Origin of the sequence: Actinomadura sp. 7K534, assembly GCF_004348575.1 — a bacterium.
Classification (GTDB): Bacteria; Actinomycetota; Actinomycetes; order Streptosporangiales; family Streptosporangiaceae; genus Spirillospora; species Spirillospora livida.
Genome location: NZ_SMKB01000053.1, coordinates 1 through 20040, shown reverse-complemented (window position 1 = coordinate 20040; position 20040 = coordinate 1). Strand labels below are relative to the sequence as shown.

Here is a 20040-nt window from a genome sequence, read left to right as displayed (position 1 = left end):
GGGGCTCCGTTCGGAGCCGATGGGTTTCCTCATGATGGAAATTTTCTTACGTGCAGGATGTCACGTCAACGGTAGAAAAGGCTACGGTCGCCATGTGTTGACCCATTTGGCCGGTCCTTACGTGGTCGGTATCGACGCGGGTGGCACGAAGACCCGCTGCGTCGTACTGACGCTGGGGGGCGCCCTGGCCGGTTCCGGCACCGGCCCCGGGGCCAACCCCAACTCCGGAGGCGACACCGCAGGCGCGCTGACCACCGCCCTGCGGGAGGCCATCGGGGACCTGGACCGAACCCACATCCTCACCGGCGTCTTCGGGATCGCCGGTGCGGGCTCGGCCGGCCGGCCCGCCGCCGTGGCGGCGGCGCGGCAGGCATGGCAGGCGGTCGGCCTGCGCGGCTCACCCGCGGTGGTGACCGATATCGCGGTGGCGTTCGCCGCGGGGACCAGCGAGCCCAAGGGCATCGTTGTGTTCTCCGGGACGGGCGCCGGCGCGGCGGTCATCAGCGACGGGACGATCGTGCAGCGCGCCGACGGCTACGGCTGGCTCGTCGGGGACGAGGGTTCGGCGGTATGGCTGGGGAAGGAGGCCGTCCGGGCCGCGCTCGCCGCCTACGACGGCCGCGGCTCCCCCACGCTGCTCACCGATTCGGTTCCCCGGGCCCTGCTCGGCGCCACCGTGGTCGCGGAGATCGACTCGGAGAGGCGACGCCCCCGCCATCCCAGGGCGCTGGCCCTGGCCGGGGCCGGTTCGTCCTCCCCGGGCGGCTCCGTCCTCGCCCAGGCCGCCACGCTCTCGTCGGGGGGCGGATCCCCCGGCGCCGGCGGCGCGCTCGGACCCGACGGCGGTCCGGGCGCCCTGGGCGGCCGCCTCCACTCCAGCGGCACGGGCACCGCCGTGCTGGACCCCGGCGACCATGGTCCACCGCCCGGGAACGGGCCCTATCCCCCGTCCGCCGACTCCTCCGGCCAGCACGGGCCGCCCGGCGCGCACGGCCCGCCGGGACGCGGGTCGCCCGGCCATCCGGGGCCGCCGGGACACGCGGTGGTCCCCGCCCCGGCGGCGCACTCCGAGACGACCCGCACCCCGCTCAATCCACGGCTCGCCCAGGCGATCATCAAGGAGGTGTACGGCCGTCCTCCCGCGGCGCTGGGCCGGCTGGGCCCGGTCGTCGCCGCCGCCGCGGCCGCCGGTGATCCGGTGGCCCGGCGCATCACCGAAGAGGCCGCGCAGTGGCTGCTCCGCGACGTGGACGCGGTGCGCCCGGCCCTGTCCGACCCCGGCGCACCGGTCGTGATGCACGGCTCGGTGCTGCGCGAGGGACCCGTCGCCGACGCCGTCCGGACCGGGCTGCGCGACCGCTTCCGGGCGGCGCCGCGCTGCGCCGGCGACGGGGCCGTCGGCGCGGCCGGGATGGCGCTGCGCCGCCTCGGCCACGCACCGCCCGGCTGAGCCGCCTCCGGCCCGCCGGTCCCGGCCAGGCCGCTCGATCCGGCAAGGCCGGCCCCCCGCCAGGCAGACGGCACCGAAGCCGTCCGGGGCCATCGCGATGGACCCCACCAGATCCGCGATCCGCTGCGATCCGGGGTCCATCGTGATCGGGGTGTTACCAGGGTGGCCGCGGGTTCGCGGGAGCGGCGGCGATGCCCCGGTGGCCGGTGGGACCACCGGCTGCGGGCGGACGCCGTCCACTGATCGGTTCGACACCGGCGCGGGGAGCGCATAACGTCGCGACGACCGATGCGACCGATGCGACCGAGGAAGCGAGCCATGCCGGGGGGCCTGGTCGGAGTGCGTGCATCACCACGCGCGTTCGCGGCGGCGGCGCTGGCCATGATCATGGTCGCGGGCTGCGGCGGAGGCGAGAGCGGCAAGGGCGGGCGGGCGTCGTCCGCCCCGTCCGGCGCGGCCTCCGCGCCCGCGAAGCCGACGCCGGCGCCGGACGCCTGGATCCCCGGCCACGTCGCGAAGATGAGCGTGGCCGACAAGGTCGGCCAGCTGTTCGTGCCGACGTTCTCCAGCCGCGCCGACGCCGTCGAGAAGATCCGGAAGTACCGCGTCGGCGGGCTCATCTACTTCCCCGGCAACATCACCACCCCGGAGCGGACGGCCGCGCAGTCGAACGCGCTGCAGAAGGCGTCGAAGATCCCGCTGCTGCTCGGCGTGGACGAGGAGCAGGGCATCGTCTCGCGCACCCCGTTCGTCACCCGGTTCCCCGGCAACATGGCGCTCGGCGCGACCGGCGACCCCGCGCAGGCGCACGCCGCCGCCCAGGTCACCGGCAGGGAGCTGCGCGCCGTGGGGATCAACCTCGACTACGCCCCGGACGCCGACGTCAACGTGAACCCGCGCAACCCGGTGATCGGGCCGCGGTCGTTCGGCGCCGACCCCGCCCTGGTGGCGAAGATGGTCGCCGGCGCGGTCGGCGGCTACCAGTCCGCCGGGATCGCGGCCACCGCCAAGCACTTCCCCGGGCACGGCGACACCGCCACCGACAGCCACACCGGACTGCCCGTGATCACGCACACCCGCGAGCAGTGGGAGCGGCTGGACGCGCCGCCGTTCCGCGCGGCGGTGGACGCGGGCGTCGACATGATCATGACGGCGCACATCGTGATGCCGAAGCTCGACCGGTCGGGCGACCCGGCCACGCTCTCCAAGACGGTCCTCACCGGGCTGCTGCGCGACGAGCTCGGCTACCAGGGCGTGATCACGACGGACTCGCTGGAGATGGCGGGGGTGCGGCAGAAGTACGGCGACGCGCAGGTCCCGGTCCGGGCCCTCGACGCGGGCGCCGACCAGCTGCTGATGCCGCCGAACCTGCCGCGCGCCTACCGGGCGGTCCTCGCGGCCGTCCGCTCCGGGAAGATCAGCGAGCGGCGGCTGGACGAGTCGGTCACCCGCATCCTCCGGCTCAAGCAGCGGCGCGGCCTGTTCCAGGGGACGGCCGCCGACCCGGCCGAGGCCGCCGCCGCGATCGGCACGCCCGCGAACCGGGCCACCGCCCGCCAGGTCGCCGAGCGCGCGGTCACCCTCGTCCGCAACGGGAACGGCGTGCTGCCGCTCAAGGGCAAGAAGGTCGCGGTCACCGGCCCGAAGAGCGACCTGCTCAGCGCCGCGCTGCGCCGCCACGGGGTGGCGACGGCGGCGCCCGGCGCGGCGGACGTCACCGTCCTGACCACCGAGAACGCCGGGCAGGCCACGGCCGCCCGCATCCGCGCGCTGGGGCCGAAGCCGGTCGTCGCCGCCGCCCTCGGCCGCCCCTACGACCTCGACGCCGCCGGCGGTGCCGCGGCGGCGCTCGCCACGTACTCGTCCAAGGCCGTCTCGGTCAGCGCGCTCGCCAAGGTGCTGAGCGGCGCGGCGAGCCCGGCGGGCCGGCTCCCGGCGCCCGCGGCCGGCAAACCGGTCGGCCACGGCCTCGGCTACGACTAGCTCGTCGACCCGCGGCGAGTGAACGGCCTGCCGACCCCGGCCGGGCTAGATGCCCAGCTCCGCCAGGGCGGGCAGGTGGCCGCGGGCCGCTTCTCGGGCCTGCTCGGGGGTCCGGGCCGCGCGGGCGGCCGCGGCGGCGAGGCGGCACTCGTCCAGCGTGTGCCGGGCGAGCGCTGCCCGCACGAGCGGGAGGGACGGCGCGCTCATCGACAGCGACGTCACGCCGAGGCCGACCAGGACGCACGCGAGCGCCGGATCGCCGGCGGCCTCGCCGCACACCCCGCACGGGACGCCCGCGACCGCCGCGGGGACGACGAGGTCGAGCAGCGCGGGCTGCCACGGGTCCTGGAACCGCGCGAGGCCGCCGACCTGCCGGTCGGCAGCGCAGGCGTACTGCGCGAGGTCGTTGGTGCCGATGCTGAAGAACTCGACCTCTGGCGCGAGGTCGCCGGCGCGCAGCGCGGCGGCGGGCACCTCGATCATGACGCCGGGATGCCCGATGCCGGCCTCGCGGCACGCGGCGGCGAACCAGGCGGCCTCGGCGGCGTCGGTCACCATCGGGGCCATGACCTGGAGCCGGGCGGTCAGCCCGGCGGCGGCGCGGGCCAGGGCGGCGAGCTGCGCCGCCAGGACGTCGGGGTGCCGTCGCATCATCCGCAGGCCGCGCTCGCCCAGCGCCGGGTTCGGCTCCTCCCCGGGAGCCGGGAGGAACCCGAGGGGCTTGTCTGCGCCCGCGTCGAGCGTCCGGACGACCACGCGGCCGCCGGGGAACGCCTCCAGGACCTTCCGGTACGCCTCCTCCTGCTCCTCGTCCGACGGGGGCGCCGAGCGGTCGAGGAAGAGGAACTCGGTGCGGTACAGGCCGACGCCCTCCGCGCCGTGCGCCAGCGCCGCCTCGACGTCCTTCGGGCCGCCGATGTTCGCCAGCAGCGGCACCTTGTGCCCGTCCTTGGTGACGCCCGGCCCGGTGGACTCCTCCAGCGCGGACGCGCGGGCAGCGGCGGCGGCCAGCGCCGCGGCGACCTCGGCGTCGGACGGCGCGGGACGGACCGTCCCCGCCGACCCGTCGACCAGCACGCGGGTCCCGTCGGCGAGGGACGTCGCGCCGGGCAGCGCGACGACGGCGGGCACGCCCATCGTCCGGGCCAGGATCGCGGTGTGGCTGGTCGGGCCGCCCTCCTCCGTCACGAACGCCACGACCTTCGCCGGGTCGAGGACGGCGGTGTCGGCCGGCGCGAGGTCCCGGGCGACCAGCACGAACGGCTCGTCCGACTCCGGGACGCCCGGCACCGGCAGGCCGAGCAGCCGCGCGACCGCGCGGTCGCGGATGTCGTCCAGGTCGGCGACCCGGGCCGCCAGGTACTCCCCGGCTCCGGCGAGCATCTCCCGGTAGACGCCGAACGCCTCGAACACGGCGCGGGCCGCCGCGACCCCCTCGCCGATCCTGGCGCGCACGCCGTCGGCGAGGCCGGGGTCTCGGGCCATCATGGCCTGCGCGTTCAGCACGTCCCGCCCGGCGGTGTTGCCGGCCGCCGCGGCACGGCTCCCGCGCTCCTCCAGGTCTGCGGCGACGGCCTCCAGCGCCGCGAGGGCTGTGTCGCGCTCGGCGGCCTCGTCCCCGCCGTGCCGGGACTCGGCGGGCGGCTCCGGCACGGCCCCCGCGATGACGCGGACCGGCCCGGCCCCGACGCCGGGGCTGACGCCCGCGCCCTGCAGCACCTCCGGTGTCCCCGGCTCGCTGTCCGGCACCTCAGGCCCCCTCGGGCTCCGGCGTGGACAGCAGCTTCTCCAGGCTGTCGAGCAGTTCGTCCGCGCCCTCGCCCTCCGCGGCCAGCGTGACCTCCTCCCCGTGCCGGGCGTCCAGCCCCAGCACGGCGAGGATGCTCTTGGCGTTCACCGGGTCACCGCCGCGCCTGGCCACGGTCACGTCCATCGGGGCCTGGGCCGCGGTCTGCACGAACAGCGCGGCGGGCCGCGCATGCAGCCCCACCCTCGACTCGATCTTGACGTTGCGCACGCTCACCGCACACTCCTCATCGCTCTGGCCGGGTTCCGGCTCTCGACGTGTTCCCGCTCTTTGACGGTGTTCAGTTTTCGACGGTGTTCAGTTTTCGACGGTGTTCAGTTCTCGACGGCGTTCAGTTCTCGACGGCGTTCAGTTCTCGCGCGACCGGTCGGCACGGCGGGCCAGGCCGCGCACCCGCAGCGCGGGACCCGGCACGACGTCGACCCCCTTGAGGTCCACGACCACGTGGTCGGCCTCGGCCAGCGCCCCCACCGGCTGCGTGGTGGTGACGCCCACGCAGGTCATGCCGGCGGACTTGACGGCCGCGACCCCGGCCGGGGCGTCCTCGAACCCGACCGTCTCCTCCGGCGGGACGTCCAGGTCGCGCGCCGCGGCCAGGTACCCCTCCGGATGCGGCTTGCCGGTGACGACGTCCCCGGCGGTCACCACGATGTCCAGCAGGTCGCGGATGCCCAGGCCGTCCAGCAGGCCCTCGGCGTACCGGCGCTCCCCCGACGTCACCACCGCCAGCGGAACGCCCGCGTCCGCCAGCGACCGGACGAGGTCGACCGCACCGCCGACCGGTGCGATCGGCGGCATCCCCGGCATCGCGCCGTAGGCCACGACCTGCTCGAACAGCTCCTCGACCGTCCGGCCGGGGAACAGGTGCGCCAGGTCGCCCAGCACCTCGACGCCACGGCGCCCCGCGAACGACGCGATGAGCGCGTCGTCGTACGGGACGCCGTGCGCGTCGAACAGCCGCGACCACATCGCGCGGTTGCGCGGCTCGGTGTCGATGAGGGTGCCGTCGAGGTCGAACACCGCGGCGCCCAGTCCGATCACCGCCATGCGGCCGGCTCCCCGGTTCCAGCCGTCGGCCTCATCGCATCGGTTCCACTCGCGTCGGTTCCAATCGCGTCAGCTCCATGTGAACAGTTCGTCGCCCGTGGACACCTCGCCCGACTCCACGACGTCCGCCAGGGCGTCGGCGCCGGCGTCCAGCGCCACGACCGCGCAGATCGGCGAGCGTCCGCCCGCCTCGATCACGGCCGGGTTCCAGCCGACGACCGGCTGCCCGGCGGTGACCTGGTCGCCCTCGGTGACGAGGAGCTCGAAGCCCTCGCCCTTCAGCTTGACGGTGTCGATGCCGAGGTGGACGAGGACGCCGTGGCCCTCGCCGTCCACGACCACGTAGGCGTGCGGGTGCAGCTTGACGATCTTCCCGGTGACGGGGGCGATGGCCTGGCCGGGCCCCCGCTCGGGGTCGACGGCCGTGCCCGGGCCGACCATGGCCTGGGCGAACACCGGGTCCGGGACGCCGGCCAGGCCGACGACCCGGCCGGCGACCGGTGACATGACTCGGGTCATGGGAGGGACCCCCTGGGTCAGTCGAGGATGTCCTCGATGTCGGTGGCGATGGTGTCGGCCTCGGGGCCCACGACGACCTGCACGACGCCGCCGCTGCGCATGACGCCGTGCGCGCCCGCCTTCTTCAGCGCGGCCTCGTCGACCTTGCCCGCGTCGTTGACCTCGGTGCGCAGCCGGGTCGCGCACGGTTCGATCTCGATGATGTTGTCGGCACCGCCCAGCGCGGCGACGATGGCCTCGGCCTTGTCCATGTTCTTCTCCTAGTCGGGGTCGGCCCGCGGGCCGCGACGGATGTCGAAGCTCAGTTTGTCTGGGTCACCTTGTTCAGGCCACGGGGGACGTCGGGATCGAGGCCGAGCCGGCGCGCCAGGTTCTCCACCATGATCTGGCCCGGGACGATGAGGCCGAGCGGCGCGGTCCACTCCGGCAGCGCCGGGCCGGGCAGCGCGGCCGAGCACGCCGCCGCCAGCCGGGCGCCGCCGCCGACGCCGTACGCGCGGGCGCCCGCGCCCTCGACCCGCTCGGCCAGCGCGATCGTGCCGGCGAGCGTGGGACCGGAGTCGGCGGCCACCAGCAGCGCGGGGGTCTGCTCGTCCACGACGGCGATCGGGCCGTGCAGCAGGTCGGCGTACGACAGGCCCATGGCGTGCAGGTAGCACGCCTCTTTGATCTTCAGCGCGAGCTCCAGCGCGGTGCCGAACGCGATGCCGCGCCCGGAGACCACCGTGCCGGGGACCGCCGCCAGCGCCTCCACGATCTCCGGCAGCGCGGGGGACGCCTCGGTGCGGGCGATCACCCGGGCCACCTCGTCCGGGACGCGGCGCAGGTCGTCGGCGGGCACGGCCGCGCCGAGCCCCAGCCCGAGCACCGACAGCGCGGCGAGCTGGGTGGTGTAGGTCTTGGTCGCGGGGACGGCGATCTCGTCGCCCGCCAGCGTGATCAGCGCGACCTCGGCGGACTCGGCGAGCGGCGAGCCGGCGCCGTTGGTGACGGCGACGGTCCGCGCGCCGCAGGCCGCGGCCCAGGCGAGCGACTCGACGATCTCCTCGGTCCTGCCGGACTGGCTGATCGCCACGGCCAGCACGCCGGCCAGGTCCAGCCTGCGCCGGTAGGCGGTCGCGATCGACGGCGCGGCGAGCGTGGCCAGCCGCCCGGTGTGCGACTCGACCAGGTAGCGCCCGTACACCGCCGCGTTGTCGGACGAGCCGCGGGCGATGAACAGCACCTGCCGCGTCTCGGCGGCCAGCGCCGCGAGCTCGGGGAGGCGGGGCAGCAGCGCGCCGATCGTCCGGGCGAGCGCGTCCGGCTGCTCGCCGATCTCGGCGCGCATCTGACTGGTCATGATCCCTCTCCGAAGACTCTCGCTCCGCCGACCCAGGTGCCGCGGGCCCGGTGGTCCGGGCCCAGCCAGACGAGGTCGGCCGCGGCGCCCGGCGCGATCCGGCCGAGGTCGGGGCGGCCGGCCAGGTCGGCCGGGACGCGGGTCGCGGCGTCGACCGCCGCCTCGATGCCGGTGCCGACGCCGACCGCGTTGCCGACCGCCTCGTCCAGCCGGAGGCCGGAGCCCGCGATCGTGCCGTCGGCGCGCAGCGGCGGGCCGTGCTCGGGCATCGTGATGGGCTCGCCGCCGAGGTCGTAGGTGCCGGGCGGCATCCCGGCGGCCGCGGCGGCGTCGGTGACGAGCACGGTCCGTCCCGGCGCGGCGCGGAACACCAGCGCGGCGATCTCCGGCGCGACGTGGTGCAGGTCGAGGATCAGGCCGGGCCTCAGCCGGTCGTCGATCAGCGCCTGCACGGCCACGCCGGGGTCGCGGTGGTGGACGCCGGTCTGCGCGTTGAAGATGTGGGTGACCTTGCGGGCGCCCGCGTCGGCCGCGGCGCGGACCTGCGCGGCGGTCGCGTCGCTGTGCCCGACGCTGACCAGGACCCCCGCCTCGGTCAGGGTGCGGATCGCCGCCAGGGCGCCGTTCCGCTCGGGCGCGAGCGTGACCAGCTTGACCAGGCCCGTCTCCAGCAGCTCCGCGATCGCCTCGGGCGCCGGGTCGGTCAGGTGGAGCGGGTTGTGCGCGCCTTTGCGCTTCTCCGACAGGAACGGGCCTTCCAGGTGGACGCCGAGGACGCGCGTTCCGGTGGGCAGGCCGGGCAGGATGTCGCGGGTGCGGCGGAGCGCCGCGGCCTGCGTCTCGACGGGGGCGGTGATGAAGGTCGGCATGAACGCGGTCACGCCGGTCTCGGGCAGGCGTGAGACGACGGTGTGCCAGCCGGCCTCGTCGGCGTCCACCATGTCGTGCCCGAAGTAGCCGTTCACCTGGAGGTCGACCAGGCCGGGCGCCAGGAGGCCGTCGGTCAGCTCGACGTCGGGGGCGCCGGGCGGGGGGCCTTCCCCGGCTTCGGCGATCACGCCGTCCACCACGCGGACGAATCCCGGGGAGAGCACGCGGGTAGGAGCGCCCTCGGGGGTAATGATCATGTTGGTGGCCGTGATCAGTAGTGATGTCATGGCTCCGCGCACTCTCCGCGACACGACGAATCGCTGGTCATTCCGTCCGGTCTCACTGGTCTAGTCCGGACTAGACCAGTACGCACCATACTCCACGGATCGAAGGGGACCGCAAGATGTCGGACGCGACGATTCCGGCGCCGGGCCGGGGAGCGTTCCACGCCGCCGGGCGGCGCGCACCCCCGAGGGGCGGCCTCCGATATGACGGCGGGCCAGCGGATTCCGCCATCGTGCCGGGAAACGGATGGGACGTCCGGGAGTCGTTGCTGACCTGGGAGTTCCTACGCTCGGGCGGTCGTCGTGGCGTGATCCGGTCGTTACGAATTCGTGCATTGACATGTCTTTCGATCCTGTGGTCTAGTCCGGCCTAGACCAGTACAAACCCCCGAAGACCCTCCGAAGCTACAAACAACCTCATACCCGTCAGAACCTGCGAATCCCATCGATCCGGCCCGCGGCCGTCGAGGACCCTCGTGACGACCATCGATCCGCACAGTCCCGTGCCGAAGTACTTCCAGCTCCGCGCGATCCTGCTCGACCTGATCGAGACCGCGGAACTGCCCGTCGACGCCCCGATCCCGTCGGAGCGCGAGTTGTGCGCCAGGTACGAGCTGTCCCGCATGACCGTCCGGCAGGGGGTCGACCAGCTCGTCTCCGAAGGCCGCCTCTACCGCGTCCCGGGCAAGGGCACGTTCGTCGCCCGCCCCAAGATCGAGATGCCGCTCCGGCTCGTCTCCTTCACCGAGGACATGCTGGCCCGCGGCCTGCGTCCCGGCGCGATCGACCTGGACCGCCGGACGGTCCCGGCGGACGCGCGCCTCGCCAGGATCTTCGATGTCGAAGCCGGCACCGATATCCACGTCATCGAACGCCTGCGCACCGCCGACGGCGAGCCCATGGCCGTTGAGCGCTCCCACATCCTGGCCTCGCTCGCCCCCGACCTGCTCGACCGCCGCCTCGCCGACCGCTCGCTCTACGGCGTCCTGGAGGCGGTGTACGGGCTGGTCTTCGACGCGGGCGACCAGACCATCGACGCCAGCCTGGCCGACGCGGCCGAGGCCAGGCACCTGCAGATCCCCAAGGGCAGTGCCGTGCTGTTCCTGCAACGCCGCTCGTACACCGGAGGGGTGTGCGCCGAGCTGGGCGTGTCGACCTACCGGGCGGACCGCTACCAGATCCACACGGCCCTCGGAAACCCCCCGCCGCACTCCTGAAAAACCCCTGAGGAGGGATGTCGCGATGACATCGACGACAGTGGATTCCGCACCACGCCGAGGGTCCAGTGCCCTCGCGGTGCTGCAGCGGATCGGCCGCAGCCTCATGCTGCCGATCGCCGTGCTGCCCGCCGCGGCGCTCCTGCTGCGCTTCGGCCAGGCCGACATGCTCGGCGACGACGGCCTCGGCTGGACCCGCGTCGCGGAGATCGTCGGCGAGGCCGGCAACGCGCTGTTCGCCGCCCTCCCGCTGCTCTTCGCGGTCGGTGTGGCGATCGGCTTCGCCAAGAAGTCCGACGGCTCCACCGCCCTCGCCGCGGTCGTCGGGTACCTGGTCTTCGACCGCGTGTCCAAGATCATGTTCTCGCACACCGAGGAGCTCAAGGGCAACGTCACGATCACCACGGTGACGGACGGGGCCGAAGCGGAGGTCATCAACTGGGGGGCGACGAACCCCACGCAGGTGCTCGGCGGCATCCTCATGGGCCTCACCGCGGCCCTGCTCTACCAGCGCTACTACCGGATCAAGCTGCCGACCTGGCTGGCGTTCTTCGGCGGCCGCCGCTTCGTGCCCATCGTCACCGCCCTCGCCGGCCTCGTGATCGGCATCCTGATCGGCTTCATCTGGCCGGTGCTCGGCAGCTGGCTCACCGACTTCGGCGAGTGGATCACCGGGGCGGGCGCGGCGGGCGCCGGCATCTACGGCGTCATCAACCGCCTGCTGCTGCCGTTCGGCCTGCACCACATCCCGAACTCGCTCATCTGGTTCGTGTTCGGCACCTACGAGGGCCCGGACGGCGCCGTCACCGGCGAGATCAACCGCTACCTGGCCGGCGACCCCGACGCGGGCGGCTTCCTCGCCGGGTTCTTCCCCGTGCTGATGTTCGGCCTGCCCGGCGCGGCCCTCGCGATCTGGCGCGCCGCTCCCCCGCACCGGCGCCCCGCGGTCGGCGGCCTCATGGTCTCCGCCGGGCTCACCGCGTTCGTCACCGGCGTCACCGAGCCGATCGAGTTCGCGTTCATGTTCGTCGCGCCCATCCTGTACGGCGTGCACGTCGTGCTCACCGGCATCTCGATGGCGATCCTGGAGGCCGCCGGCGCCCAGCTCGGCTTCGGCTTCTCCGCCGGCCTCATCGACCTGCTGCTGAACGCCCGCAAGGACAACACCGAGGGGCTGTGGCTGATCCTCGGCCTGGGCGTCGTGTACTTCTTCCTGTACTACTTCATCTTCAAGTTCATGATCGAGAAGTTCAACTTCGCGACGCCGGGCCGGGAGCCGGAGGGCGAGGAGTCGACGGCCGTCGACCCGGCCGCCGACCCGGAGCTGGCCGGCGCCGCGGCCGCCAAGAAGGACCGCAAGGATTCGGGCGGCGAACCGAAGGAGGCCGAAGCCGCCTCCGACGGCTGATCACCGGGGCGCCGCGGTCCCCTCATCCCCGCGGCGCCCCCGTCCGGGCCGGTCAGCCCACCGGCCCGCTCCCACGGGTCCCGGACTCCCCGCACGGTCCGGGACCCCGCTCCCAGGCGGCGGGACGCCCACCGGCGTCCCGCCGCTTCCCATGTCCGGGCGCGGCGCCTGTGGACGCGGAGCCGTCCCGCGCGTTACACCGCGGGCCGCATGCGGCCAGGACGTATTTATCGCGGGCCGCGCGACTCCTGTCTTCAAACGAGCCAGGAGGTATCGCCATGCGTCCACGTCCAGCCACGTCCTCCGCCGTCCGGTTCATCCGGTACCGCGGCGCACCGTCCGGCGCGCCGACCCGCGGCGCGCTGGCGCTCCGTCCCGCGGCACCGCCCCCGTCCCGGCCGCCGGGAGCCCGCCCGCCGGGCCTGCGGCTCGTGCGCCCGGCGGACGGGGTCGACGCCGAGGTCCGCGCCGTCGCGGACGCGGCCGTGCGGCTCGTGGTGGAGATCCTCGCGGGGACGCGCCCGGCCGCCCAGCTGTCCCTGGTGGCCGTCCCGCCGGTGTGCCGGGAGATGGCCCGGCACGGCTCCGCGACCCGGCGCGGGGCACGGATCGTCCCGCCCAGGGTGCTGTCGACCCGGCTGCAGCGCCCCGCCGCCGCGGTCGCCGAGACGACCGCCGTCGTGGTCGTCGCCGGCCGCGTCCACGCCCTGGCCCTCCGCCTCGAACACGCCCGCGGCCGCTGGCGCTGCACGGCCCTGGAGACAACGGCCCACGGCACCCCCTAGCCGCGCCCCGGATCACGCTGGTGGGCGGGTCTGGACATGCGAAAGCGGCCTCCCGGGACCGGGAGGCCGCTTTCGCGGGGTGCTACTTGTTCTTGTTGCGGGGGTCGCCGTGGCACCGCTTGTACTTCTTGCCCGAGCCGCAGGGGCACGGGTCGTTGCGGTTCACGCCCGCGTACTCGTCCTTGGTCTCCTCGGTGTGGTGCTCGACGCCGCCGTCACCGTCGATGGTCGGAGCCGAGTAGTCCAGCTTCTTCGGACGCGACGGCTTCTCCAGCCCCTTCGCCTTGATGGCGGGGGTCTCGTCGGCCTCCTCCACGTCGTCGGAGGGGACGGCGTCCTCCGCGTCGGTGGCGGGAGCGGACTTGGCGACCGACACGGGCGTCGCGCCGACGGTCGGGGTCTCCGGCTGGTCCTCGACCTCGACCTCGAGGTTGAAGAGGTAGCCGACCGACTCCTCCTTGATGCCGTCGAGCATCGCGTTGAACATGTCGTAGCCCTCGCGCTGGTACTCCACCAGCGGGTCGCGCTGCGCCATGGCCCGCAGGCCGATGCCCTCCTGGAGGTAGTCCATCTCGTAGAGGTGCTCGCGCCACTTGCGGTCGAGGACCGACAGGACGACGCGGCGCTCCAGCTCGCGCACGACCTCCGCGCCGAGCTGCTCCTCGCGCTTGTCGTAGGCGGCCTGCGCGTCGTCGCGGATCTTCTCCGCGAGCGTCTCGGCGTCCAGCGCGGAGAGGTCGCCGCCCGCCTCCTTCTCCAGGTCCTCGACCGTGATGGAGATCGGGTAGAGCGCCTTGAACGCCTTCCACAGCTTGTCGAGGTCCCACTCCTCGGCGAAGCCCTCCGAGGTGGCGCCCGCGACGTAGCCCGCGACGACCTCGTCGATCATCCGGCGGACCTGCTCGTGCAGGTCCTCGCCCTCCAGCACCTTGCGGCGCTCGGCGTAGATGACCTTGCGCTGCCGGTTCAGGACCTCGTCGTACTTCAAGACGTTCTTGCGCATCTCGAAGTTCTGCTGCTCGACCTGGCTCTGCGCCGACTTGATCGCGTTGCTGACGATCTTGGACTCGATCGGCACGTCGTCCGGGATGTTCAGCCGGGTCATGATCGACTCGACGCGGGCCGAGTTGAACAGCCGCATCAGGTCGTCCTCCAGCGACAGGTAGAACCGGGACTCGCCCGGGTCGCCCTGCCGGCCGGACCGCCCGCGCAGCTGGTTGTCGATGCGCCGCGACTCGTGCCGCTCGGTGGCGAGGACGTACAGGCCGCCGGCGTCGACGACCTCCTCGTGCTCGCCCTTCACGGCCTCCTGCGCCTTCTCCAGCGCCTCGGGCCACGCCTCCTCGTACTCTTCGGGCGTCTCCAGCGGGGACAGCCCGCGCTGGTGCAGCTCCAGGTCGGCGCGGAAGTCGGGGTTGCCGCCGAGCATGATGTCGGTGCCGCGGCCCGCCATGTTCGTCGCGACGGTGACGCTGCCCTTGCGGCCCGCCTCCGCGACGATCGTCGACTCCTGCTCGTGGTGCTTGGCGTTCAGCACCTGGTGCGGGATGCCGCGCCGCTTGAGCATCTTGCTCAGCTTCTCGGACTTCTCCACCGAGGTGGTGCCGACCAGGACCGGCTGGCCCTTCTCGTGCCGCTCGGCGATGTCGTCGACGACGGCCTCGAACTTGGCCTGCTCGGTCTTGTAGACGACGTCCGCCACGTCCTCGCGGATCATGGGCCGGTTCGTCGGGATCGGCACGACGCCGATCTTGTAGGTCTTGTTGAACTCCGCCGCCTCGGTCTCGGCGGTTCCGGTCATGCCGGCCAGCTTGTTGTAGAGGCGGAAGTAGTTCTGCAGGGTGATCGTGGCGAGGGTCTGGTTCTCGTCCTTGATCGCCACGCCTTCCTTGGCCTCGATGGCCTGGTGCATGCCCTCGTTGTAGCGGCGGCCGTGCAGGATGCGCCCGGTGAACTCGTCGACGATCAGGACCTCGCCGTTCATGACGACGTAGTCCTTGTCGCGCTTGTACAGCTCCTTGGCCTTCAGCGCGTTGTTGAGGAAGCTCACCAGCGGCGTGTTCACCGAGTCGTAGAGGTTGTCGATGCCGAGCCAGTCCTCGACCTTCTCGACACCGGACTCGGTGATGCCGACCGTGCGCTTCTTCTCGTTGACCTCGTAGTCGCCGGGGCCGTACTCGTCGACCTGGCCGGCGGTGCTGATCAGCTCGGCGCGCTTCAGCCGCGGCGCGATCTTGGCGAACTCCGCGTACCACTTGGAGTTCTGCTCGGCCGGGCCGGAGATGATCAGCGGGGTCCGGGCTTCGTCGATGAGGATCGAGTCGACCTCGTCCACGATGGCGAAGTTGTGGCCGCGCTGGACGCACTCGTCCAGGCTCCACGCCATGTTGTCGCGCAGGTAGTCGAAGCCGAACTCGTTGTTCGTCCCGTAGGTGATGTCGGCGTTGTACGCCGCGCGGCGCTCCTCGGGCGTCATCTGCGCGAGGACGACCCCGACCTCCAGGCCCAGGAACTGGTGGACGCGTCCCATCCACTCGGCGTCGCGCTTTGCCAGGTAGTCGTTCACGGTGACGATGTGGACGCCGTCCCCGGAAAGGGCGTTCAGGTAGGCCGGGAGAACCGCGGTCAGGGTCTTGCCCTCACCGGTCTTCATCTCGGCGATGTTGCCGAGATGCAGGGCTGCTCCGCCCATCACCTGGACGTCGAAGTGCCGCTGCCCGAGCACGCGCTTGGCGGCTTCGCGTGCGGTCGCGAACGCCTCCGGCAGCAGGTCGTCCAGGGTCTCGCCGTCGGCGAGGCGCTCCCGGTACTTGTCGGTCAGCTCGCGCAACTCGGCGTCGCTCATCTCGAGGAAGTCCTCCTCGATCGAGTTGACCTGATCCGCGAGCTTCTTGAGCTTGCGCAGGGTTTTTCCCTCGCCCGCACGAAGGATCTTGTCGATGACTGGCGGCACTCTCGAAGGCTCCTTGCAGATCGTGGTTCACCGCTCCAGGCGGCACGCACACCACACGTACGATGCCCATCGTAGGCGAGACCCAGAATGGTCTAGGTCACTCCGCAGCGCAATCCACTGCGCGTCTCGTTTGACGTTCCGGGTCGCGGAGAGGATGACGGCACAGCATGGAGGGAGACGCAATGTCCGGAGAGTCCCACGGGTCGCACGTCGGCCGCCCGGCTTCCTGGGTGGCGGTCACCATCATTTTCATCGGATTCGTCGTGGGTGGCGTCGCGCTCTGCCTGGGCCCGATGTGGATCATGTTCTGGGTCGGCGCCGGCATCATCGTCGCCGGTTTCGCCGTCAGCTGGATGGTCCACCTGTTCTCCGACGTGGTCGTGGACGCCCCCCGGGTCATCCCCGAGATCGTCGACTACTCCGTCTTCGGCACCCGCACCGAGAAGCGCCGCGGCGGCCCCGAGGGCGAGGCCCTGGAAAGCCCTGTGGCGACCGACCCCCAGACGTCCCCCCACGGATAACCGGGTTCACGCCAGGGCGGCCACGAATTGATGAGCGCGCCACCGTCCTGCGGTGGCGCGCTCATCGTGTTTCGTGCCGCGGGTGCGTTCTCAGGTGGACGCGCCGCGCTCGGTCGGAATCGCGGCTTTTAGGGCGGCTGTAAGTAGGGATTGGGGTAGGTCTGTGCGGTCCACGCGGACGTCGTCGCAGCCGACCCAGGTGGCGGCGCGCCATAGGGCTGTGGCCAATGCGGCGGCCGAGGCTTCTGCGCGTGCCGGGGTGCGGGTGGCCCACGGCTCCAGGGACGCCTGGCGCGCTATCAGGGTGCGGCCCTCCCGGGCCGGGTCGACGCGTCCGAGGAGGCGGCCGCCGGACAGGAGCGGCATCGCGAAGTAGCCGTGGACCCGCTTGGCCTTGGGGACGTACGCCTCCAGGCGGTGGTCGAAGCCGAACACGCGGGACGTGCGGGCCCTGTCCCACACGAGGGAGTCGAACGGGGAGAGCAGCGTGGTGGCGTGCCTGCCGCGCGGCGGGTCGTCCAGCGCCTCGGGGTCGGCCCAGGCCCGCTGGGACCATCCGGCGACCGCGACGGGGACCAGGCCGGTCCCGCCGATCACGCGGTCGACCTGGTCCTGCTTGACGCGGTAGTAGTCGGCGAGGTCCGCGCGGGTCGCCACGCCGAGGGCCCGGCCGGCGCGCGTGACGAGCTCGGTCAGGCAGGCGTCGTCGTCGGGGTCCTGCGCGAGGAGCCCGGACGGGACCGCCCGCTCCGCGAGGTCGTAGACGCGGCGCCAGCCGACGCGCTGGACGCAGACGACCTCGCCGACGTCCAGCAGCCACTCGATGCCGATCTTGTGGTCGCTCCAGTCCCACCAGTCGGCACTGGCCTTGGCCCCGCCGAGTTCCCTGGTGGTGAGCGGGCCGTCCGCCTTCAGGCGCGCCCGGATCTCGTCGCAGACGCCCTCGGGGACCTTGTGCCAGCGCCAGCCGCGGCGGAGGTAGGCGCGCCGCCGGAACCCGAACAGCGGCCAGGTGTCCATGGGCAGGACGGACGCGGCGTGCGCCCAGTACTCGAACGCCCCGGCGGTGCCGTTCGGGCGGCCCCAGTAGGCGTCCTCGATCGCGGTGCGGCGCACCGGGCCGAGGCGGGCGTAGGAGACCAGTTCGTGGGACCTCGCCAGGACCGAGATCGTGTCGAGCTGGACGGCGCCGAGCCGTTCCAGCATCGCCGGTACGCCGCCCTTCCGCCGCGCGCCCAGGAACCCCTGGGCGCGCAGTTGGAGCCGCCGTGCCTCGTCCGCGCTGAGCTCTACCTCGACCACGCCGGTGATGCTACGCCACGACACCGACAAAAGCCGATTGCCGGTCGCATCGGACCCCTTGGACCACTCAGGTGATCTCCAGGAGTTTCTCCCGGACGGCGTAGACGACGGCCTCCATCCGGGAGTGGAGCTGGAGCTTCTCCAGGATGTTGCGGACGTGGTTCTTCACCGTGTTCTCGGAGATGAACAGCTCCCGGGCGATCTCCCGGTTGCCGAGGCCGCGGGCGACGAGCCGCAGCACCTCCATCTCCCGCTCGGTGAGGCGGGGCGCGGGGACCTGCTGGGTGCGCTCCTCGCTGCGCTTGGCCAGCGCGGCGAACTCGGTGATGAGCTTGGACGCCATCGACGGGCTGATCAGCGACTGCCCGCCGTGCACGGCGCGGACCGCCTGCGGGACCTCGTCGATGGAGATCTCCTTCAGCAGGTAGCCGCTGGCCCCGGCCTTGATCGCCTCGAAGAGGTCCTCCTCCTCGTCGCTGATGGTCAGCATGACGATCTTCGCGCTGGGCGCGGCGTCCTTGATGGCGGTGCACGCCTCGATGCCGCTGCGGCGCGGCATCCTGATGTCCATCAGGACGACGTCCGGCAGCAGGTCGCCGGCCATCTCGACGGCCTCGTGCCCGTCGCCGCCCTCGCCGATGACCTCGATGTCCTCCTCGCCTTGGAGGACCATCTCCAGACCTCTGCGGAACAGCGCATGGTCGTCGACGATGAGCACGCGGATCGGGTCGGCCGCTCCGGGCCGCGGTGCCGCCTCCCGGGCGGCGGGGGTGGAGCCGGCGCCGCGTTGCCGGCCCCCGGCCTGACGGGGTACCGCCGCGGCGTCGCGAGCCTCGGGATTCTCGCTCACCAGAGTCGCGGCGTGGAGGAGACGCCGCTTCCCCCCTTCACTGTTCAGCGATCTGGATGTACCGGAGGGTTGCTCTCCGACGGGACGTCCCCGGGAACCTTGGGGGGTTCCGGGTACGAGCCCAGGGGTTTCGGGTCGGGTGTTCCCGGATGGAACTGCTGTGCGCCCCGGGAGGTTCCCGGGCGGTCCCCGCGGGTCCGGGCCCCCGCGGGACGTGCCGCCGCGGGGCGGTGGCCCGCGGGCCCCGGACCGGCCGAGCGGCGCTCGCGCCGTACCGGAGCCCCCCGCGGCCACCGCGTCCGCGGATCGGCTGGTACGCCTTCGCAGATCATTACATGGTTCGGACGGTGACGTGACGCGAGTGCCGCATCACTCTTCGACGAGCCTGATCACTCCGTAGTCCCAGCCCCTCCTCCGGTATACGACCGAGGGCAGCCCGTTGGCCTTGTCGCGGTACAGGAAAAAGTCGTGGCCGACGAGCTCCATCTCGAAGAGGGCCTGCTCGATGCCCATCGGCTCGGCCTTGTGGAACTTCTCGCGGACGACGAGGGGCCCGTCGCCGTCCATGGGGATGGGGACGAGGTTGTCGTCCTGCGCGGCCTGTGCCGGTTCCGCCTCTTCCTCGGCGGGCTCCGGCGCGGTCTTCAGCGGTTCGGGGAGCGTTTCGGGGAGCGTCTCCATAGTCGCGAGCTTGGCGCGGCCCTTGCCGCCGTGGCCCTTGCGCCGCTCGGCGTCGCGGCGGAGCCTGGACTCCAGCTTGTCCAGAGCCAGGTCGAGGGCACCGTAGCGGTCGTCCGCGGCGGCCTCGGCCCGGATCACCGGGCCGCGGGAGCGGATGGTGAGCTCGACTCTCTCGCGCTGGTCGGCGAGCCGCGGGTTATGTTCCTCGGACACCTCCACGTCCACGCGGATCACCTTCTGGTTGAGCCGCTCGATCTTCGCCAGTTTGTTGTCGACATGCCGGCGGAACCTGTCATTGATGTCGGTGTGCCGGCCCCTCACGGTGATGTTCACGCGAGCCCCCCTTCTCCCGGTTACGAGTCGACCTGCCCGGGATCCCTGGCGGAACACGCCCCACCCTCGTGAGATGCACCATGCGCCCGGCTTTCGGCGCATACGGGAGGGAAGTGCCCTTCGCCCCGGGCCGGCCCCACAGGACGGTGGGTCGCACCCGCCCGGCCGACCTGGTCTTCGTCCCCACATCCGCCTGCTGAGGGGCTCGCGGCGCTCTCGCCACTACTGCCCTTCTCCCTGCTCGGGGGATGTCGGATCCCCCGACGGGGCAGGACTTACCTCTAAGGCGCACCGTGATCGGTCGACGAGAAGTCGCCTTACGTGGGCCGTTTCGCCTGCGCCTGGCATCGGCTTGCCGGACCACCGGTCGTGCTCCTGACGAGCACTGCGGTCCGACGCAACCACGGACCCGGGCGGGTGCCATGTCAGGAACGCTAACCGCTTACGCCACGAATGTCAGGGGGGTGGCCGGAGGAAAAACTCACGGACCGTCATCGGAACCCGCCCAAGCGGGTACCCGCGCCCTTACCCGGCCGCCCCATCACATGCCGTGAACCCACGTGTGCGCGGCCGTTGCGCCCCTCGCGCCCGCGCAGGTCAGGTCGACCTGACCCTCCGGTGAGTTTCCCGACTCACCCCTCCCCCAGAGCCGATGTGCCGCAAATAACCCCACACTCCTCCACAAAGC

The 20040-nt window shown here is 72.7% G+C and carries 17 protein-coding genes; 6 read left to right on the top strand and 11 right to left on the bottom strand.

Translation table 11 applies throughout. The annotated features are described in order from the left end of the window. Positions 1–94: 94 nt before the first annotated feature. Together E1266_RS13695 and E1266_RS13690 are read left to right on the top strand one after the other, a co-directional pair. On the top strand, positions 95–1450 hold the full coding sequence (locus tag E1266_RS13695; protein WP_243718403.1) for a BadF/BadG/BcrA/BcrD ATPase family protein: 1356 nt from the start codon (positions 95–97) through the stop codon (positions 1448–1450). 318 nt (positions 1451–1768) lie between these two features. Then, the gene (locus E1266_RS13690) at positions 1769–3433 is read left to right on the top strand and encodes a glycoside hydrolase family 3 protein (RefSeq protein ID WP_207945624.1); all 1665 of its coding nucleotides are present in this window, start codon (positions 1769–1771) and stop codon (positions 3431–3433) included. 45 nt (positions 3434–3478) lie between these two features. On the opposite strand, the gene ptsP is transcribed toward E1266_RS13690, so the two are convergent. From ptsP to nagA, 7 genes are all read right to left on the bottom strand, one after another. Further along, positions 3479–5182, bottom strand: a complete 1704-nt coding sequence (ptsP, locus tag E1266_RS13685; protein WP_207945622.1) for a phosphoenolpyruvate--protein phosphotransferase — start codon at positions 5180–5182, stop codon at positions 3479–3481. 1 nt (position 5183) lies between these two features. Next, complete coding sequence (locus tag E1266_RS13680; protein WP_132046773.1) at positions 5184–5456, bottom strand: HPr family phosphocarrier protein; 273 nt, start codon at positions 5454–5456, stop codon at positions 5184–5186. Positions 5457–5588: 132 nt separating this feature from the next. Next, entirely contained in the window at positions 5589–6287 is a 699-nt protein-coding gene (locus E1266_RS13675; RefSeq protein WP_132046771.1) for an HAD family phosphatase, read from the bottom strand. Between the two features lie 69 nt (positions 6288–6356). Continuing rightward, entirely contained in the window at positions 6357–6806 is a 450-nt protein-coding gene (locus tag E1266_RS13670) for a PTS glucose transporter subunit IIA (RefSeq protein ID WP_132046769.1), read from the bottom strand. A 17-nt stretch (positions 6807–6823) separates the two neighbouring features. Beyond that, on the bottom strand, positions 6824–7057 hold the full coding sequence (locus E1266_RS13665; RefSeq protein WP_132046767.1) for a glucose PTS transporter subunit EIIB: 234 nt from the start codon (positions 7055–7057) through the stop codon (positions 6824–6826). 50 nt (positions 7058–7107) lie between these two features. Then, positions 7108–8148: an SIS domain-containing protein gene (locus E1266_RS13660; protein ID WP_132046765.1), complete on the bottom strand. Its 1041-nt coding sequence runs from the start codon at positions 8146–8148 to the stop codon at positions 7108–7110. After that, on the bottom strand, positions 8145–9305 hold the full coding sequence (nagA, locus tag E1266_RS13655; RefSeq protein ID WP_132046763.1) for an N-acetylglucosamine-6-phosphate deacetylase: 1161 nt from the start codon (positions 9303–9305) through the stop codon (positions 8145–8147). The genes E1266_RS13660 and nagA overlap by 4 nt, the downstream gene beginning before the upstream one ends. A gap of 473 nt (positions 9306–9778) precedes the next feature. On the opposite strand from nagA, the gene E1266_RS13650 reads away from it, so the two are divergent. The 3 genes from E1266_RS13650 to E1266_RS13640 all read left to right on the top strand — a co-directional run bounded on the left by E1266_RS13650 (position 9779) and on the right by E1266_RS13640 (position 12712). Then, the gene (locus E1266_RS13650; RefSeq protein ID WP_132046761.1) at positions 9779–10519 is read left to right on the top strand and encodes a GntR family transcriptional regulator; all 741 of its coding nucleotides are present in this window, start codon (positions 9779–9781) and stop codon (positions 10517–10519) included. 25 nt (positions 10520–10544) lie between these two features. Further along, complete coding sequence (locus tag E1266_RS13645; RefSeq protein WP_132046759.1) at positions 10545–11927, top strand: PTS transporter subunit EIIC; 1383 nt, start codon at positions 10545–10547, stop codon at positions 11925–11927. Positions 11928–12205: 278 nt separating this feature from the next. Next, positions 12206–12712 carry an Rv3235 family protein gene (locus E1266_RS13640; protein WP_132046757.1) on the top strand — a complete coding sequence of 169 codons (507 nt, stop codon included), beginning with the start codon at positions 12206–12208 and terminating at the stop codon, positions 12710–12712. A gap of 82 nt (positions 12713–12794) precedes the next feature. On the opposite strand, the gene secA is transcribed toward E1266_RS13640, so the two are convergent. Further along, a complete protein-coding gene (gene secA, locus E1266_RS13635; RefSeq protein ID WP_132046755.1) occupies positions 12795–15665 on the bottom strand; it encodes a preprotein translocase subunit SecA in 2871 nt (956 codons plus the stop codon). A gap of 182 nt (positions 15666–15847) precedes the next feature. Here secA and E1266_RS13630 point away from each other — a divergent pair, with 182 nt between their 5' ends. Next, positions 15848–16186, top strand: coding sequence for an HGxxPAAW family protein (locus E1266_RS13630; RefSeq protein WP_132046753.1), 339 nt, complete (start codon positions 15848–15850; stop codon positions 16184–16186). Between the two features lie 90 nt (positions 16187–16276). Here the strand turns inward: E1266_RS13630 and E1266_RS13625 are convergent, their stop codons facing one another. The 3 genes from E1266_RS13625 to raiA form a co-directional block, all read right to left on the bottom strand. Next, positions 16277–17488: a crosslink repair DNA glycosylase YcaQ family protein gene (locus E1266_RS13625; RefSeq protein ID WP_243718402.1), complete on the bottom strand. Its 1212-nt coding sequence runs from the start codon at positions 17486–17488 to the stop codon at positions 16277–16279. Positions 17489–17555: 67 nt separating this feature from the next. Continuing rightward, complete coding sequence (locus tag E1266_RS13620) at positions 17556–18212, bottom strand: response regulator transcription factor (protein WP_207945627.1); 657 nt, start codon at positions 18210–18212, stop codon at positions 17556–17558. A 495-nt stretch (positions 18213–18707) separates the two neighbouring features. Beyond that, entirely contained in the window at positions 18708–19352 is a 645-nt protein-coding gene (gene raiA, locus E1266_RS13610; RefSeq protein WP_132046747.1) for a ribosome-associated translation inhibitor RaiA, read from the bottom strand. Positions 19353–20040: the final 688 nt, after the last annotated feature.